Raw genomic sequence first — 16,702 nt, forward strand, 5'->3', positions numbered from 1 at the left:
TCTCCCGACTGACGGCGTGTAACAACGCGCTGTCAGAGTCCCCTGCGCCAGTTGTGAAAGGGGACATGACACGTGACATCACTCAACCGCCGTGCCTTCCTGCGCGCCGTCGGTGCCACCGGAGGCGCCGGCGCGATGTTCGCCACCATGGGGGCGCTGGGCCTCGCGCCCACCGCCGCCGCGGCAACAGGCCACGAGGCGCCCTTCCGGGCGCCGACGCCGGGCGACTTCCACCTCACCCACCGGGCAGCCGCCAAGGTGGTGATCCTCGGCGGCGGCATCGCCGGGCTCACCACCGCCTACGAACTCGGCAAGGCCGGCTACGACTGCACCATCCTGGAGGCGCAGAACCGTACCGGCGGCCGCAACTTCACCGTCCGCGGCGGTACCACCACCACCGACCTGTACGGCTACAAGCAGACCGCCCGCTTCTCCGACGGCCAGTACATGAACGCCGGCCCGGCGCGGATCGCCCAGTGGATGCTCACCCTCGACTACTGCCGCGAACTCGGCGTGCCCATCGAGGTGTTCACCAACGAGAACGCGGACGCGTATCTGTACAACGAGAAGGCCGGCATGACCGCGCCGATGCGCTACCGCACCGCCAAGGCCGATGTCTACGGCTATGTCTCCGAACTCCTCGCCAAGGCCAGCAACCAGGGCGCCCTCGACCAGGACCTCACCGCCGCCGACAAGGAAGCGCTGGTCTCCTTCCTGCGCGGTTACGGCGATCTCGGCCGGGACTTCAGCTACACCGGCAGCGAGCGCCGCGGCTACTCCGTCGTGCCGGGCGCGGCCGGCACCCCCGGGGTGGAGTACGGCGGCCTGCCGACCGCCTCCGAGGTCTTCGCGACCGGCGTCGGCCGCTACTTCTCCTTCGAATTCGGCTACGACCAGGCGATGCTGATGTTCCAGCCGGTCGGCGGCATGGACCGGATCCCGCACGCGCTCTCCGGCGCCGTCGGCTCCCGGAAGATCAAGACGGGCTGCGCGGTCACCCGGGTCACCGACACGGCACACGGCGTCACCATCACCTACACCCAGGACGGCAGGACCCGGACCATCGACGCGGACTACTGCGTCGCCGCGATGCCGCCCAACATCCTCTCCAAGGTCCCGCACAACCTCGGCTCCGACGTGCAGTCCGCGCTGGAGGCCATCACCCCGTCCTCGTCCGGCAAGATCGGCCTGGAGTACACGTCCCGCTGGTGGGAGCTGGACCACAACATCTACGGCGGCATCACCGAGACCGATCTGGACGTCACCCACATCTGGCATCCGTCGTACGGCTACCACGGCAAGCGCGGCGTGATCATCGGCTACTACAACACCGGTGCCAACGCCGACTCGTACGCGCCGCTCACCCCCAAGGACCGCGAGACCCGGGCGGTCGCCGCGGGCGTGAAGATCTACGGCGACAAGTACCGCACCGAGCTGGCCCATTCGTTCTCGCAGCACTGGCGCCAGTTCCCGTACCAGGAAGCCGCCTGGCACAGCACGCCCGGCGGTCCCGACGACCCCCGCTACAACTCCCTCAACAACCCCACCGGGCATGTGTACTTCGCCGGTGACTGGCTCAGCTACATGGACGCCTGGCAGCACGGCGCCTTCGCCTCCGCGCGCAAGGCGGTGACCGCGCTGCACACCCGGGTGCTCGCCTGACCCGCGTGCCCGGCGGCCGGCCGGCGCTCCCCGCGGCCCGGGGGGCGCCGGCCGGTTTCACACCCGCAGCCGGTAGGGCAGCAGGCAGACCACGACATCGGTACGGGCGCGGAGCACGGTGGCCAGCAGGATGCCGCGCTGGTTCTGCAGGATCTGGTAGCGCCGGTGCCTGGGCTCCACTTCGGGGATGAGGACGGCGACCTGGCGGCCTTCGGCGGCCGCCTGCCGGACGTACTCCACCACCGGTTCCACCAGCGAGTGGTGCGGGCTGTCCAGGATCACCAGCCGCACCCCCGGGTTCCAGCGGGCCCACATCTCCCGCAGCATCGCCGCCCGGTGCTCGCTGGCGTGGACCGCGACCGCGACCACCTCGTCACCGAAGGAGAGCGCGGCGGACAGCGCGTACTCCGAGAGCCTGCTGACCTCGCCGATCGGCACGATGACCAGGCCGGGCGCCTTTCTGCGCGGCACCGGCGGGATCCGGCCGAGCCCCAGCTCCGCGCCGACCTCGGCGTAGTAGCGGTGGATGCGAGCGAAGAGCAGCATCAGCAGCGGCACCGCGACGACCACCACCCACGCTCCGGCGAGGAACTTGTTGGCGAGCAGCACGATGCCGGCCAGCGTGGTCAGTACCGCGCCCAGGCCGTTGATCATCGCCCGGCGCAGCCAGCCGGGGGGCCGTTCGGTGCGCCAGTGGCGGACCAGGCCGATCTGGCTGATGGAGAAGCCGATGAAGACGCCGATGGCGAAGAGCGGCAGCAGTTCATGGGTGTTCGCGCCGACCGCGATCAGCAGCAGGGCGGCGAGCCCGGCGAGCGCCAGGACGCCGTAGCGGTAGACCGGCCGTTCGGCGCGCAGTGCGAACAGGTGCGGCAGCCGGTGGTCCCGGGACAGCAGGCTCATCAGGACCGGCAGGCCGCCGAAACTGGTGTTGGCGGCGAGCCCGAGGACCAGGGTGACCACGAGGTTGGTTCCGTAGTAGGCCCAGCCGGTGCCGTAGGAGCCGGCGGTGAGCTGGGCCAGGACGGTCACCCCGCCGCGTGGGGCGACATGGTCGCGGCGGATGAGCACCGACAGCCCGACCAGCATCAGCCCGAGCAGTCCGCCGAGCATCAACTCGGTGTGCTGGGCCCGCTTGACGCGCGGTTCACGGAAGGTCGGCACGCCGTTGGCGATCGCCTCGACGCCGGTGAGGGCGGAACAGCCGGCCGAGAACGCCTTGAGCAGCAGCAGGAAGCCCAGGCCCTCCGAGGCGTGCACCGGGTGGGAGGTACCGACGACGGCCACCGGGTGACTGCGCACCAGGCCGAGGACGATGATGCCGAGGATGCTGACGATGAAGAGCGCGGTGGGCAGCATCAGTACCCGGGCGCTCTCGGCCACCCCCCGCAGGTTCACCGCCGTGAGCAGGGCGAGGCCGATCAGGGAGATCGCCAGCAGGTGCGCGCCGAGGGCGGGGTAGGCCGAGGCCAGGGCGGCGGCGCCGGCCGCCAGGCTGACCGCGACCGTCAGCACGTAGTCGACCACCAGACTCGCGGCGGCCAGCAGGCTGGTGCGCGGTCCGAGGTCCTTCTTGGCGACCGCGTACGCACCGCCGCCGTCCGGATGGGCGGCGATCACCTGGCCGTAGGAGATCACCAGGACCGCGAGCAGCGCGGTGATGGCCAGGGTGATCGGCAGCGTCGCCGTCAGCGCCGAGCTCCCCGCGGCCACCAGCACCAGGACGATCGCCTCCGGCCCGTACGCGACCGAGCTGAGCGCGTCCAGGGAGAGGGCGGCGAGCCCCTCCAGCGCGGTCAGCCGGTTCTTGTCGCCCTCCCCGGGCCGCAGCGGTACCCGCGGCCGCAGTTCGCGACGGGCCAGGCCGAATGTCATGGTGACCTCGCGGTGTTCAGTGCGGTGGCTGTCCGGCCAGTGTGCCGCCGCCACCCCGTACGGACCCGGGGGCGCGCGGGCCGGAGCACGGCGCGCGGCTGACGCGGCAGCAGGAACGGGTTTCCCGCAAGAGCCGGACGGCCCATCACCCGGGGGGCGGGAGCGTTCGGTATGTCACGCAACCGGCGTCCGCCCAACCGCCCACGCCGGGCCGGGCCGGGCTATGCTGCACATGCGACGCCCGAGACCCCGGCGGCACTCCGAACCATATGAATGCCCGCCGATCCGGACCGCACTTCCGGTTACCCGGCGCATCCCCGAGGGGAGCCGGAACCCATTCCTGCGAGCTTGACGCCCAGCGAACACAGGCTGCCCGCCCGGTTACTCACCTGCCTGACGACGTACGACCGCATCCGTGCAACGGATCGGTCCGTGAACCGAGGCGCACCATGACACCGCTCTCCTGTCCGCTCCACGTCCACCGCGAGGACACACAGCAGCGTGCCCTCATCACCCTCGCCGGCGAGATCGACATGCTCACCGCACCGCTGGTGCGCGCGTCGCTGGCGGGCTGCCTGCGCGACGGCATCCACACCATCGATGTCGACCTGGCCCCCGTCACCTTCTGCGACTGCAGCGGCCTCAACGCCTTCCTGGAGGCGTCGATGCTGAGCGTCGTCGAAGGCGCGTCGCTCACGCTGCACCGCCCCGGTCCCGCGGTCGCCCGCCTCTTCGCCGCCACCGGTTCCGGCTTCCTCCTGCACCGGTTCCCGGCGCTCCCGCCACAGCGCGACCGGATATCCGCGCCCCTGCCGTTCGACAGCACCGTGAACGGCGGCCGGACCGGCGAACAGGACCACCGGGCCGCGTCATGACCACCGGCGGCGGCCGTTCCGACCGGATAGAAGCGCTGGTGGCCGAGGAAGCGGCCCGGCGCGGGGAGCGGGTCGACGTGGTGCATGTGTGTGCCGCGATGGTCGCCGCCCTGCCGGTGGACGGCGCCGGGGTGTCCGCGATGTCGCCGGCCGCCGGCAGCAGCTATCCGCTGTGCGGCACCGACGACATCAGCAGGTCACTGGAGGAGTTGCAGCTCACCCTCGGCGAAGGGCCCTGCATGGACGCCTTCGCCCTCGGCGAGGCGGTGCTCAGCCCCGACCTGCGGGCGCCCGAGGTACGGGCCCGCTGGCCGGCGTTCACCGCCGCCGCGGTGGACAGCGGCGCGGGCGCGGTGTTCGCCCTCCCGCTGCAGATCGGCGCGATCAGCCCCGGAGTGCTCGACCTGTACCGTGAACGGCCGGGCGCGCTGGACGGTGAACACCTCGCCGACGCGATGGCTTTCGCGGACACCGCCACCTTGCTGCTGCTGGGCGGCCGGGCCGAGGGACCCGAGCGGTTCCGGTGGAACCTCGGCGCGGACCGTGCCCAGATCGACCAGGCCACCGGGATGCTCACCGAGCAGCTCGGGGTGGGCATCGAGGAAGCCTTCCTGCGGTTGCGTGCCCACGCCTATGCCCAGGGGCGGCGCCTGACCGACGTGGCCGCCGACGTGGTGTACCGCCGGCTGCTCTTCACACCCGACAGCCGTACCGGCACCGGCACCGACGGCGGCACCGACCCGGATACGGACCCGGGCGCCGGGCGGAGCGGCGACGACCGGACCTGAACGCGCGCCCGCCGGACGCCCCCGCCGTACCCGCTGGAATCTCCCGCCGCCCCCGGCGGAACCCGACCCGACAACGACAACCCGACAGAAGGTGCACGCCATGGATGAACGCCTCCTGGCCAAGACGTTCGTCGAGCTGGCCGACAGCCTCGTCGCGGACTTCGATCTGATCGACTTCCTCCGGCTGCTCACCGACCGCTGCGTCGGCATGCTCGGCGCCGGCGCGGCCGGCGTCCTGCTCGCCGACCACAACGGTGAACTGCGGGTGATGGCCGCCTCCGACGAGCGCGTACGGCTGCTGGAGCTCTTCCAGCTGCAGAACAGCGAGGGCCCGTGCATGGAGTGCTTCCAGCACGGCGTCCCGGTCACCGTCCCCGACCTCGCCGCCGAGGCGGACCGCTGGCCGCGCTTCGTCGCCCAGGCCAGGCTCAGCGGATACTCCTCGGTACAGGCGCTGCCGATGCGGCTGCGGGACGAGGTGGTCGGCGCGCTGAATCTCTTCCACGCCGACGCCGGTTCGCTGGACGCGGTGGCCGTCCCGATCGCCCAGGCGCTGGCGGACGTCGCCACCATCAGCCTGCTCCAGCAGCGCTCGACCCAGCGCAGCAGCGTCCTCAACGAGCAGTTGCAGACGGCGCTGAACAGCCGGGTCCTCATCGAGCAGGCGAAGGGCAAGCTGGCCGAACGCCACGACATCGACATGGAACAGGCCTTCACCGCCCTGCGCGGCTACGCCCGCTCGCACAGCCTGCGCCTGTCCGACCTGGCCCGCTCCTTCGTCAACGGCACGGAGCCGCTGGCGGACCTGACCGTCTGACCCGGCGGTCCCGTGTCCGCACCCGCCCGGCGCGACAGCTCCCTTCCGCGGCGGCGTGCCTTCACGCCCACTACCGGCTGCCCGCTGCCGGCCGGCGGCCGTCACTCTCCGTGTCGGATCTTCAGTCTGATAGGATTCTTTACCGAATCATTACCAGGAGCTGAGGCCGGCCGGTGCCGCCTCCGCTCCCGCAGGACCGAGCGGGCCGTCGGCCCGGAGGAGGGCCCGGACATGGACCGAGTGAACTCTCCCCTCACCCTCCTCGTGCCGGGTGCCGCCCCACTGCTCCGCGCCGCCTGCGGTGGCCGCGCCGCGCGGATCGACATCGCGCCCCGCGACCACGTGCCCGATACCCACGGGCGCCGCCTTCCCCGCTGACCGGCTTCCGGCCAGCTCCCGAAAGCCGCGCTGGCGCCGCGCACCGGCGCGCCCCGGCGGCCGGTCCCGCCGTCACCTCGCGGTGGGCCGTGGCCGCCCGCCGTCCCCCACCAGCAACGTGCCGCTTCCCACCCTGCCCATCTGGAGCTTGCCATGGGGCTCACCGCCCGAATCCGCCAGACACCACTGCCAGGCATCGGTGTCCGCTACGACCTGGAGACGGAAGCAGGCCAGCACCTGTCGGTGATCGTCCAGGAAGACGGCCGGCGCGTGCTGGCGCTGCGCGATCCGCAGGACGACGACAGCTGCAAGGACACCATCCCGCTCGACTCCGACGAGGCGGCCCGGGTGGCGCAACTGCTCGCCCGCGACCCGGTCGCCTATCTCCACCAGCACCTGGAGATCGACCTGGTCACCGAACACATCGAGATCACCGGCCGCTCCCCCTACACCGGGCGCACGCTGGGCGCGACCCAGGCCCGTACCCGCACCGGCGCCTCGATCGTCGCGGTGCTGCGCCGTACCGCGGCCTTCCCCTCACCGACCCCGGACTTCCGGTTCGCCACCGGCGACACGCTTGTCGTCGTGGGGACCCGCGAGGGGGTCGACGCCGTCGCCGAACTGATCGCCGGAGGGTAGAAACCTGTGCAGGACACCACATCCATGCTCATCGAACTCGGCTCGGTCATCTTCGCGCTCGGCCTGCTCGGGCGGCTCGCCGGCCGGGTCGGCTTCTCCCCGATCCCCCTCTACCTGCTGGCCGGCCTGGCGTTCGGGCACGGCGGGATCCTGCCGCTCAACGCCAGCGAGGAGTTCATCGCCACCGGCGCCGAGATCGGTGTGATCCTGCTGCTGCTCCTGCTCGGCCTGGAGTACAGCGCCTCCGAACTCGTCACCAGCCTCAAGACGCAGTACCCGTCCGGCGCCGTCGACTTCGTACTGAACGCGGTACCCGGCGCGATCGCCGCCCTGCTGCTCGGCTGGGGCCCGGTGGCCGCCGTCGCGCTGGCCGGTGTCACCTGGATCTCCTCCTCCGGGGTGATCGCCAAGGTGATGCGCGACCTGCGCCGGCTGGGCAACCGGGAGACCCCGGTCATCCTCGGCATCCTGGTCATCGAAGACCTCGCCATGGCGCTCTACCTGCCGATCCTCACCGCCCTGCTGGCCGGCCTGAGTCTGGCCGGCGGCACGCTCACCTTGCTGATCTCGCTCGGTACGGTCGGCGCGGTGCTCTATCTGGCGCTGCGCCACGGGCGGTTGATCAGCCGGGCGGTCTCCTCGGACAACGCCGAGATGCTGCTGCTCGTGGTCCTGGGCCTCACCCTGCTGGTGGCCGGTGTCGCCGAGAAGCTCCAGGTGTCCGCCGCCGTCGGCGCGTTCCTGGTCGGCATCGCGCTCTCCGGCGAGGTCGCCGAGGGCGCGAGCAATCTGCTCACGCCGCTGCGGGACCTGTTCGCAGCCGTCTTCTTCGTCTTCTTCGGCCTGTCCACCAACCCCGCGGACATCCCCCCGGTGCTGCTGCCCGCGCTCGCGCTCGCCGCGGTCACCTCGCTCACCAAGGTCGGCACCGGCTGGTACGCGGCCCGCCGGGCCGGCATCAAACCGCCCGGCCGATGGCGGGCCGGCGGCACCCTGGTGGCCCGCGGCGAGTTCTCCATCGTGATCGCCGGCCTCGCGGTCGGCACCGAACCACGGATAGGTCCGCTCGCCACCGCCTATGTGCTCATCCTGGTGATCGTCGGCCCGCTGACCGCCCGCTTCACCGAGCCGTTCGCGCGCATCCTCGGCTCCTTCCTCCCCGCCCGGGCCCCCGCTCCGCCGCCGGCCGAGCCGGCCGAACCGGCCGCGCCCGCCGAGCCGACGGAACCCGATCCGGCGCACGCGGGCGGCTGACCGCCCGACCGCCCTGAGCAGCGGGAACCCCTGCCGCCGGTACGGGCCGGCCGCCGCTGAATTCCGTGGCCCGGCAGGGGCGGGGATCGGTAGAGTCACGCCGCATGACCGAACTGGACGAGCAAGGACGGCCGGAACCGCCCGGCGCGGCCGATGAATCCGGCACGCTGCTGGGGTTCCTGGAGTTCCAGCGCGCGACGCTGGAGTGGAAGTGCTCCGGTCTCGACGCGGCCGGGCTGCGGGCGACGGTGGCCTCCTCCCCGATGACCCTGGGCGGGATGCTCAAGCACCTGTCCTTCGTCGAGGACTGGTGGTTCTCGCAGTGGCTGCACGGGCGGGACGCGCAGCCGCCGTGGGACACCGTCGACTGGTCCGCCGACGCCGACTGGGACTGGCACTCCGCCGCCGCGGACAGCCCCGAGCAGCTGCGTACGCTCTGGCAGGAAGCGGTGGCCCGCTCCCGCGCCGCGGTGGCGGAGGCACTCGCCGCCGACGGCCTCGGCCAACTGGCGCGGCGCACCGGCCCCCGGGGCTGGTCGCCCAGCCTGCGCTGGATCCTGTGCCACATGATCGAGGAGTACGCCCGGCACAACGGTCACGCCGACCTCATCCGGGAGTCGGTGGACGGCGCCACCGGCGAGTAGCCGCCGCCCGCGGGCAACGGATCGGTGGCCGCACCACGGATCGTTTACGCTGTCTGTGGGCCGTGACTGGCGCTTGGGTGGAGTACCACCGGGGAGCGGCCTGACAGACCGTGTCGTGTGCCGCGCGCCTGGGCCCCTCATCACGCTCACCCGGAGCTGTCAGTGACCCAGCAGGCCCGTCTGATGGACGGCACCAAACTCGCCCAGCGCATCATCGAGAACTCCGCCGCGACCGCCGCCGAGCTGCGGCGCCGCACCGGCGTCACCCCGTGCCTGGCCGCCGTGCTGGTCGGCGAGGACCCGTCGTCGGTGACCTATGTCCGTATGAAGCGCCGCCGCTGCGAGGCGGCCGGCGTCGAGTCGCGGCTCGTCCAGCTCCCGGCCGGCACCACCACCGCCGAACTCGTCGCCACCATCAGGGGGCTCTCGCTCGACCCGTCGGTGCACGGCATCCTGCTCCAGCACCCGGCCGGCCCGCACATCGACGAGCGGGCCGCGTTCGAGACGATCGCCCCGGAGAAGGACGTCGACGGCGTGACCATGCGGTCCTTCGCGGCCATGGGCTTCGGCCTGCCCGGATTCGCGTCCTGCACGCCGGGCGGCATCATGCGGCTGCTCGACGAGTACGGCGTCGAGCTGACCGGCAAGCACGCGGTGGTCGTCGGCCGCAGCGCCATCCTGGGCCGCCCGGCGGGCATGATGCTGCTGGCGCGGGACGCCACCGTGACGTACTGCCACCGCTACACCCCGGCCTCCGAGCTCTCCTCGCACCTGCGGCGGGCGGACGTGCTGATAGCCGCCGTGGGCAAGCCCCGCTTCATCACGGGCGAGGACATCAAGCCCGGCGCCGTGGTGGTCGACGCCGGCTACAGCGCGGGGAACATCGGCGATGTGGACTTCGAGACGGTCAAGGACCGGGCGAGCCTCATCACCCCGGTCCCCGGCGGGGTGGGCCCGATGACCATCGCCACGCTGATCGAGCAGACCGTCGACGCGGCCGCCCAGCAGCTCGGCGTCGACCTCAAGGTGCTCAGCGCCTGAGCCGCCCCCGCGGCCCCGCCCGCTCCGGGCGGGTGGGGCCGCCGGTCAGGGGGTCACCTCTGCTTCCAGACGTGGCCGAAGCCCAGTTCCAGCGACGGGTTGATGGTGGACCCGAAGACGCCGGAGCGCATGAGGTAGTTGATCGTCTCGTAGTGCACGAAGACCAGGGGCGCGTCGTCCCAGATGATCTGCCGGATCTGCTCGTACAGCGGCTTGCGTTCGCTCTCGCTCGACGCCGCCCTGGCCTGCTTGATCAGCTTGTCGACGGCCGGATTGGAGTACTTGGTGCTGTTGTTGGGCGATCCGGTGGCGAGCTGGGTGGAGTAGAAGTTGTCCGGGTCGACCGTCCCCGACCAGTACGCGGAGGTCATCTGGTAGTCGCCCTTGGCGTAGTGGTCGAACCACACCGTGACCTCGGTCTGCTGGAGCTTGACGTCGATGCCGATCTTGCCGAGCTGGTCGCGTACCAGCACCGCGGTCTTCTGCAGTTCCGGGTACTGAGGGAGCGTCAGATAGGTGATGCTCAGGCCCTTGGAGAGCCCCGCCTCGGCCATCTTCTTGCGGGCGGTGTCCAGGTCGGGGCCGGAGGCGTAGGGCGGCGTGCCGCCGTACCACGAGGACCCGGAGGGCACCTCCATCGTGCCGGCCTCGCCCGCCCCGAAGTAGGCGACGTCCAGGATCTGCTTGCGGTCGATCGCAGCGGCCACCGCCTGCCGCAGCGCCTTGTTGTCGAACGGCGCCTTCGCGGTGTTCATCGCGACGAAGTCCGGGATGCCGGCCCGGGCCGACGTGACGTACCGGTAGCTGCGGTTGGCCTTCAGCGCCCGCAGTTCGTCCAGCGGCACCGCGTCCGCCCAGTCCAGCTGACCCGACTGGAGCGCCTCGACCCGGCTCTTGTCGACGGCGAGGAACTTGAAGACGATCGTGTCGAGGTAGGGCTGGCCGGCCCGGAAGTACGTGGGGTTGCGCTTGAGCGTGATGTGGTCGCTCTGCACCCACTCGACGAAGCTGAACGGGCCGGTGCCGACCGGCTTGCGGGTGGGGTCGGCCGACTCCACGGCCTTGCGGTTCACGATCTCGCCGTTCTGGGCGATGTTGGTGAGCAGCGGCGCGAACGGCTCGCTGAGGTGGAAGACCACCCGGGTCGGCGAGACGACCTCGATGCTCTTGATCGAGGTGTAGGCCGACGCGTACGAGGACGCGGTCTTCGGGTCCGCGATGCGCTCGAAGGTGTACTTGACGTCGTCCGCGGTGAACTTCTCGCCGTTGTGGAAGGTGGCGTTGTCCACCAGGTCGAAGGTGTACGTGACCGGGTCGTCCTGCTTCCAGGAGGTGGCCAGGTCCCCCACGAAGCCGCCCTTGTCGTCGAAGACGATCAGCTTGCTGAAGATGTTGTCGATCACCTGGAGGCTGGTGTAGATCCCGGCCGCGGCCGGGTCCATGCTCGACGGGTTGCCGGTCAGCGCCGCGGTCAGCGTGCCGCCGGTGACGGGCTTGCCGGTCGGGGCGGCCGAACTCTTCGCGCCCGCCGAGTCGTTGGGACCGCAGGCGGCGAGCAGCGAGCCGAGCGTCGTCGCGGCGACCGCGCCGCCGCCGAGCGCCGCGGACCGCCGGAACAGGTCGCGTCTGCTGATCCGGCCGGACAGAAAGCCGTTGGCGAGTGATGCGGCACGGTCGTTGTCGTTCTTCTCAGGGGTCATGACAGCTCCTGTTGAGGGCGAGGGGCGGAACCGAGGGGGTGACGGGGGTACGGGAGAGGAGCGGCCGGTCAGCTCGCGGGGCCGGCCGCCTGCCGGGCCCGGAAGTCGTCGGCGATCTCTCCCATCTGGGCGAACCACACGCCCTCGAACCGGGAGATGTGCCGGATGACCCGTTCCAGCATCTGCATGCGGTAGTGGCGGCCGATGATCTGCGGATGCATGGTGAGCACGAAGCAGGCGTCGCTGTTCTCCGCGTACATGCCGTCGAAGTCGCCGCACCACATCTCCTGGACCTTGTGCGGTGACGACATGCCGGCCAGGTAGTGCGGGGAGAAGGCGAACATGAACAGGGAGGAGTCGCAGAGCTCCCAGGCGCCCGGCACTTCGACGATGCCGGTCCGCACGCCCTTGTCGTGCACCCAGTACGGGCGGTCGGCGCCGAGCTGGCTGGCGTCGTACTCGATGCCGTACTCGGCCAGCAGCGGATAGGTGTTGTGGGACAGCTCCCAGGCCGGGGAGCGGTAGCCGCGCGGACGCTGTCCCACTTGGCGTTCCAGCGCGTCGATGCCGCGCTCGATCATCTCCCGCTCCTGGCTCTCGGTGAGTCCGGGCGGCGGCTCGTGGAGGTAGCCGTGGTGGCCGATCTCGTGGCCCGCGGCGGCTATCGCCTTGGTCTCCTGCGGGTGGCGGTCCGCGGTGTCGCCGGGGATGAAGAAGGTCGCGGGCAGCTGGTACTTCTCCAGCAGGGTGAGGATCCGGCCCACCCCCTCGTTGGCGCCGTAGGCGCCGCGGGAGAGGGCGGAGGGGGTGTCGGTCTTGAAGGAGCCGAGCCACGCCGACTCGGCGTCGAAGTCGAAGGTGAGGGAGACCGCGACACGGCGGCCGTCGGCTCCGGACCGTGCGGCGGCGGGCCCGGGCGGGACCGCACTGAGGTCGGCCGTGCTGGGAACGGACTGGTCGGTCATGACATCTCCTTGCTGGGGGCGGCACGGTGGGCGGCGGGGTGCGCGCCGGCGCTGTCGGCGCTGTCGGTGCCGGCGGTTCCGGCGGTTCCGGCGGCGGGATCGGCGGCGGTCTCGGCCGGGGTCTCGGCGGCGATCTCCTCGGCGAGGACGAGGCAGTCGGCCCGGTGGCCGGGGCCGAGGGTGACGGTGGGCGGTTCCTGCGTGGCGCACCGGTCGACGGCGACCGGGCAGCGGGGGTGGAAGCGGCAGCCGGACGGCGGGTCGACCGGGCTCGGGATCTCCCCCGAGAGGCGGACCGCGGACATCCGCTGGGCCGGGTCGGGGCGCGGGATCGAGTCGATCAGCGCCTGGGTGTAGGGGTGCCGCGGCCGGCCGAAGATCTCCGCGACCGTGCCGGTCTCGACGATCCGCCCGAGGTACATCACGGCGACCCGGTCCGAGATGTGCTCGACCACCGACAGGTCGTGCGCAATGAAGAGCAGCGCGACGCCCAGTTCGGAGCGCAGCTCGGCGAGGAGATTGAGGATCTGGGCCTGCACCGACACGTCCAGCGCGGAGACCGGTTCGTCGGCGACGATCAGATCGGGCCCCAGCGCGAGCGCCGCCGCGATGGCGACCCGCTGCTGCTGCCCGCCGGACAGCTCCCGCGGGCGGCGCTCCGCGAGATGCCGGCCGAGGCCCACCAGGGCCATCAGCTCGGCGACCCGCGCGGTCCGTTCGGCCGGGGTGCCGACCCGGTACGCGTTCAGCGGCTCGCGGATGGTGCGCTCGACGCTCCAGCGCGGGTCCAGGGAACCGCGCGGGTCCTGGAAGACCGGCTGCACCCGGCGCCGGAAGGACTGCCGGGCCGCCCGGGCCGCCCGGCGCCCGCCGGCCGCGTCCGCGCCGGTGATGTCCTCGCCGTCGAACCGGATCCGGCCCGAGGTCGGCGCGGACATCCCCGTCACGCAGCGGCCGAGGGTGCTCTTGCCGGAGCCCGACTCCCCCACCAGGGAGACGACTTCGCCGTGTCCCACGGTGAGGTCCACGCCTTCGACCGCGTGCACCCAGGCGCCGGCTCCGAACAGTCCGCGGCGCACCGGGAAGCGCTTGACGACGCCGTCCACCTCCAGCAGCGGGCGGAACGCCTTCTGCTCCGTCATCTCACCGGTCAACTCAGCTCACCTACCGAGGTCGTGGACTTTCCGGACGCGGGCCGGGCAGCTGCCGCCCGGGTCGCGGGGGAGAGCCAGCAGGCGATCCGCCGGCCGGAGCCGGCGTCGGCCAGCGGCGGGGTCCGGTCGCAGTCGCCGGTGCGCTGCGGGCAGCGGTCCTTGAACCGGCAGCCGGACGGCGGGTCGGCGAGATCGGGCACCTCGCCCGCCACCACCCGCAGCGGGCCCGCCGTACGGGTCGCGCCGGGCAGCGCGTCCAGCAGGGCCCGGGTGTACGGGTGCTCGGGGCGCGCGAACAGCTCGGCGACCGGGGCCACTTCGACCAGCTGCCCGGCGTACATCACGCCCACCCGGTCGCAGACCTGCGCCACCACCCCGAGGTCGTGCGCGATCAGCAGGATCGTGGTGCCGTGCTGCTGCTGGAGGTCCCGCAGCAGGTCGAGGATCTGCGCCTGGATGGTGACGTCCAGCGCGGTGGTGGGCTCGTCGGCGAGCAGCAGCGCCGGGTCGTTCGCCAGCGCGGCGGCGATCACCACCCGCTGCCGCATACCGCCGCTGAGCCGGTGCGGCGGGTCGAAGTACCGCTGCTCGGCGGCCGGGATGCCGACCTGCCGCAGCAGGTCCAGCGCCCGGGCCTTGCTCTCCTTGCGCCCGATGCCGCGGTGGGCGCGGATCGTCTCGGCGATCTGGCCGCCGATGCCGAAGGCGGGGTCGAGGGAGGTGGCGGGGTCCTGGAAGACCATGCTCATCCGGTCGCCGCGCAGCGCCCGGCGGCCGGACTCGGGCAGGGACCCCAGGTCGCGGCCCTGGAAGACGATCTCGCCCTCCACCCGTGCGGCCGGCGGCAGCAGCCCCATCAAGGCCATGGCCAGCGTGGTCTTGCCGCAGCCGGACTCCCCCACCAGGCCGAAGGTCTCGCCGCTGTGGAGGTCGAGGGAGACATCCTCGACGGCCGAGACACCGGAGCCACCGGAGCCGCCGGAGCCGCCGGAGCCGCCGGAGCCGGAGCCTGCCCCGTAGCGGACACCGACGGAACGGAACTGCACCAGGGGCTCGTTCATCGCGCCATCCCGTAGGGGTCGAAGCCGCGCCGCAGTCCGTCGCCGATCATGTTGAAGGCGAAGACGGTCAGCGAGATCGCCAGGCCGGGGAAGATCTCCACCCACGGCGCCTGGGTCAGGTAGTTGTTGCCCTCGGCGAGCATCAGGCCGAGTTCCGGGGTGGGCGGCTGGGCACCGAGGCCCAGGAAGGAGAGCGACGCCTCGATGACGATCGCGAACGCGGTCAGGACGCTGGCCTGCACCAGGGCCGGCCCGATCGCGTTGGGCAGCACATGGCCCCACACGATCCTCAGGTGCGAGACACCGCGGGTCCTGGCGCCTGTGACGTACGGCTGGTTCCGCACCACCAGCACCGAGCCGCGTACCACCCGGGCCATGATCGGTACGTAGATCACCGCGATCGCCAGCAGCGCGACCCCGCTGCCGGGGCCGAGGATCGCGATCAGCGAGATGGCGAGCAGCAGCGCCGGGAAGGCCAGCAGCAGGTCGACACCGCGCATCAGCAGCAGGTCGATCCAGCCGCCGGCGTATCCGGCCAGCACACCGAGCGGGATGCCGATGAGCATCGCCAGCACGACGGAGCCGACCGCGATGCCGAGCGAGACCCGGTAGGCGAACAGGATGCGGCTGAGCACGTCCCGTCCGAGGTCGTCGGAGCCGAGCGGGTGCGCGAGGCTGGGCGACCCGAACACCCGGGTGTCGTCGATGGCTTCGGCGCTGTGCGGGGCGAGCAGCGGGGCGAGGAGGGCGATCAGCACCAGCAGGGCCAGGAGCGACCAGCCGATCACTCCTTCCCGGCCGCCGAGCCGCCGGCTCAGCAGCGAGCCGCCACCGCGCAGCCTGCGGGCGGGGACCGGTTCCGTCCGTCCCTGGTCCAGGGCGGTCATCGCGCCACCGCCTCTTCCACCCGGGGGTCGAGCAGTCCGTGCACCAGGTCGGTGAGCAGGTTGACCACGATGAACAGGCAGGCGACCACCAGCACGCCGCCCTGCACCACCACGTAGTCGCGCTGGCTGATGGCGGTGACCACGAGCCGTCCGACGCCGGGCAGCGCGAACAGGGTCTCGATGACGATGGCGCCGCCGAGCAGCACGCCGAACTGGATGCCGGTGACCGTCACGATCGGCCCGGAGGAGTTGCGCAGCGCGTGCACCGCGACCACCGAGCGCTCCCGCAGCCCCTTGGCCCGCAGGAAGGCGACGAACGGTTCGCCCAGCGTGCCGAGCATGGCGGCCCTGGTGGTGCGCAGGATGTACGCGCTCTGCCCGGTCGCCAGGGTCAGCACCGGCAGGATCATGTACTGGATGTTCTGCACGGGATCGGTGGTCAGCGCCACATAACCGGTGGGCGGCAGCAGGTTGAAGACCCCGGTGAAGACCAGGACCAGCATCAGGCCGAGCCAGAAGTCCGGGATGCTGATGGCGCCGATCACGAAGCCGCCGGTCAGCTTGCGGGTCCAGCCGCCGCGGGTGGCCGCGAGCACCCCCAGCGGCACCCCGGCCAGCAGTGCCAGCAGCATGGACAGCACGGTCAGTTCGAGGGTGACCGGCAGCGCCACGCCCAGGAGCTGGGTGATGGGCTCGTGGCTGACGAAGTCGGTGCCCAGGTCGCCGTGGAAGATCCCGGTGAGCCACATCCAGTACTGCTCGGGCAGCGGGCGGTCGAGACCGAGCTGGTCGCGGACGGTGGCGATGGTGCCGGGGGTGGCCCGGATGCCGAGCATGGTGCGGACCGGGTCGCCGGGCACCAGCCGGATCAGCAGGAAGACGAAGACGCTCGTCGCGAAGAGCACGGGCACGGTGAGCAGCACTCTGCGGACCGCGTAGGCCAGCCGGGCGTTCATCGCGCG

Annotated in this window: 16 protein-coding genes and 1 riboswitch; of the genes, 8 read left to right on the forward strand and 8 right to left on the reverse strand. The window is 71.8% G+C overall.

The genetic code is table 11. From position 1 onward, the window contains the following. The first annotated feature begins 135 nt into the window (after positions 1 to 135). Positions 136 to 1,662, forward strand: a complete 1,527-nt coding sequence (locus tag OG552_RS09495) for a flavin monoamine oxidase family protein (protein ID WP_329140705.1) — start codon at positions 136 to 138, stop codon at positions 1,660 to 1,662. Positions 1,663 to 1,719: 57 nt separating this feature from the next. On the opposite strand, the gene OG552_RS09500 is transcribed toward OG552_RS09495, so the two are convergent. Next, complete coding sequence (locus OG552_RS09500) at positions 1,720 to 3,537, reverse strand: APC family permease (RefSeq protein ID WP_329131207.1); 1,818 nt, start codon at positions 3,535 to 3,537, stop codon at positions 1,720 to 1,722. 449 nt (positions 3,538 to 3,986) lie between these two features. On the opposite strand from OG552_RS09500, the gene OG552_RS09505 reads away from it, so the two are divergent. The 3 genes from OG552_RS09505 to OG552_RS09515 all read left to right on the forward strand — a co-directional run bounded on the left by OG552_RS09505 (position 3,987) and on the right by OG552_RS09515 (position 6,017). Continuing rightward, positions 3,987 to 4,412 (forward strand): STAS domain-containing protein, encoded by a 426-nt coding sequence (locus OG552_RS09505; RefSeq protein ID WP_329131209.1) that lies wholly within the window; start codon positions 3,987 to 3,989, stop codon positions 4,410 to 4,412. Continuing rightward, entirely contained in the window at positions 4,409 to 5,200 is a 792-nt protein-coding gene (locus OG552_RS09510) for a GAF and ANTAR domain-containing protein (RefSeq protein ID WP_329131211.1), read from the forward strand. The genes OG552_RS09505 and OG552_RS09510 overlap by 4 nt, the downstream gene beginning before the upstream one ends. A 100-nt stretch (positions 5,201 to 5,300) precedes the next feature. Beyond that, positions 5,301 to 6,017, forward strand: a complete 717-nt coding sequence (locus tag OG552_RS09515) for a GAF and ANTAR domain-containing protein (RefSeq protein ID WP_329131213.1) — start codon at positions 5,301 to 5,303, stop codon at positions 6,015 to 6,017. Between the two features lie 150 nt (positions 6,018 to 6,167). Here the strand turns inward: OG552_RS09515 and OG552_RS09520 are convergent, their stop codons facing one another. Next, entirely contained in the window at positions 6,168 to 6,374 is a 207-nt protein-coding gene (locus OG552_RS09520; RefSeq protein ID WP_329131215.1) for a hypothetical protein, read from the reverse strand. A 174-nt stretch (positions 6,375 to 6,548) separates the two neighbouring features. Between OG552_RS09520 and OG552_RS09525 the strand changes: the two genes are divergently transcribed. The 4 genes from OG552_RS09525 to OG552_RS09540 all read left to right on the forward strand — a co-directional run bounded on the left by OG552_RS09525 (position 6,549) and on the right by OG552_RS09540 (position 9,973). Further along, complete coding sequence (locus tag OG552_RS09525; protein WP_329131217.1) at positions 6,549 to 7,034, forward strand: cation:proton antiporter regulatory subunit; 486 nt, start codon at positions 6,549 to 6,551, stop codon at positions 7,032 to 7,034. A gap of 6 nt (positions 7,035 to 7,040) precedes the next feature. Beyond that, positions 7,041 to 8,288 (forward strand): cation:proton antiporter, encoded by a 1,248-nt coding sequence (locus tag OG552_RS09530; RefSeq protein WP_329131219.1) that lies wholly within the window; start codon positions 7,041 to 7,043, stop codon positions 8,286 to 8,288. 104 nt (positions 8,289 to 8,392) lie between these two features. Then, positions 8,393 to 8,932, forward strand: a complete 540-nt coding sequence (locus OG552_RS09535) for a DinB family protein (protein WP_329131220.1) — start codon at positions 8,393 to 8,395, stop codon at positions 8,930 to 8,932. Between the two features lie 52 nt (positions 8,933 to 8,984). Continuing rightward, positions 8,985 to 9,073: riboswitch (ZMP/ZTP riboswitch) on the forward strand. A 42-nt stretch (positions 9,074 to 9,115) separates the two neighbouring features. Then, positions 9,116 to 9,973 (forward strand): bifunctional 5,10-methylenetetrahydrofolate dehydrogenase/5,10-methenyltetrahydrofolate cyclohydrolase, encoded by an 858-nt coding sequence (locus OG552_RS09540; RefSeq protein ID WP_443071156.1) that lies wholly within the window; start codon positions 9,116 to 9,118, stop codon positions 9,971 to 9,973. A 53-nt stretch (positions 9,974 to 10,026) separates the two neighbouring features. On the opposite strand, the gene OG552_RS09545 is transcribed toward OG552_RS09540, so the two are convergent. The 6 genes from OG552_RS09545 to OG552_RS09570 all read right to left on the reverse strand — a co-directional run bounded on the left by OG552_RS09545 (position 10,027) and on the right by OG552_RS09570 (position 16,696). Next, positions 10,027 to 11,673 (reverse strand): ABC transporter substrate-binding protein, encoded by a 1,647-nt coding sequence (locus OG552_RS09545; protein WP_329131222.1) that lies wholly within the window; start codon positions 11,671 to 11,673, stop codon positions 10,027 to 10,029. A 68-nt stretch (positions 11,674 to 11,741) separates the two neighbouring features. Next, complete coding sequence (locus OG552_RS09550; RefSeq protein ID WP_329131224.1) at positions 11,742 to 12,638, reverse strand: polysaccharide deacetylase family protein; 897 nt, start codon at positions 12,636 to 12,638, stop codon at positions 11,742 to 11,744. Further along, a complete protein-coding gene (locus OG552_RS09555) occupies positions 12,635 to 13,792 on the reverse strand; it encodes an ABC transporter ATP-binding protein (protein WP_329131226.1) in 1,158 nt (385 codons plus the stop codon). Before OG552_RS09555 ends, OG552_RS09550 begins: the two co-directional genes overlap by 4 nt. Continuing rightward, complete coding sequence (locus OG552_RS09560; protein WP_329131228.1) at positions 13,789 to 14,853, reverse strand: ABC transporter ATP-binding protein; 1,065 nt, start codon at positions 14,851 to 14,853, stop codon at positions 13,789 to 13,791. The genes OG552_RS09555 and OG552_RS09560 overlap by 4 nt, the downstream gene beginning before the upstream one ends. Next, positions 14,850 to 15,740: an ABC transporter permease gene (locus OG552_RS09565; RefSeq protein WP_329131230.1), complete on the reverse strand. Its 891-nt coding sequence runs from the start codon at positions 15,738 to 15,740 to the stop codon at positions 14,850 to 14,852. Before OG552_RS09565 ends, OG552_RS09560 begins: the two co-directional genes overlap by 4 nt. Beyond that, a complete protein-coding gene (locus OG552_RS09570) occupies positions 15,737 to 16,696 on the reverse strand; it encodes an ABC transporter permease (RefSeq protein WP_329131232.1) in 960 nt (319 codons plus the stop codon). The genes OG552_RS09565 and OG552_RS09570 overlap by 4 nt, the downstream gene beginning before the upstream one ends. Positions 16,697 to 16,702 lie beyond the last annotated feature (6 nt).

Source organism: Streptomyces sp. NBC_01476, from assembly GCF_036227265.1.
Classification (GTDB): domain Bacteria; phylum Actinomycetota; class Actinomycetes; order Streptomycetales; family Streptomycetaceae; genus Actinacidiphila.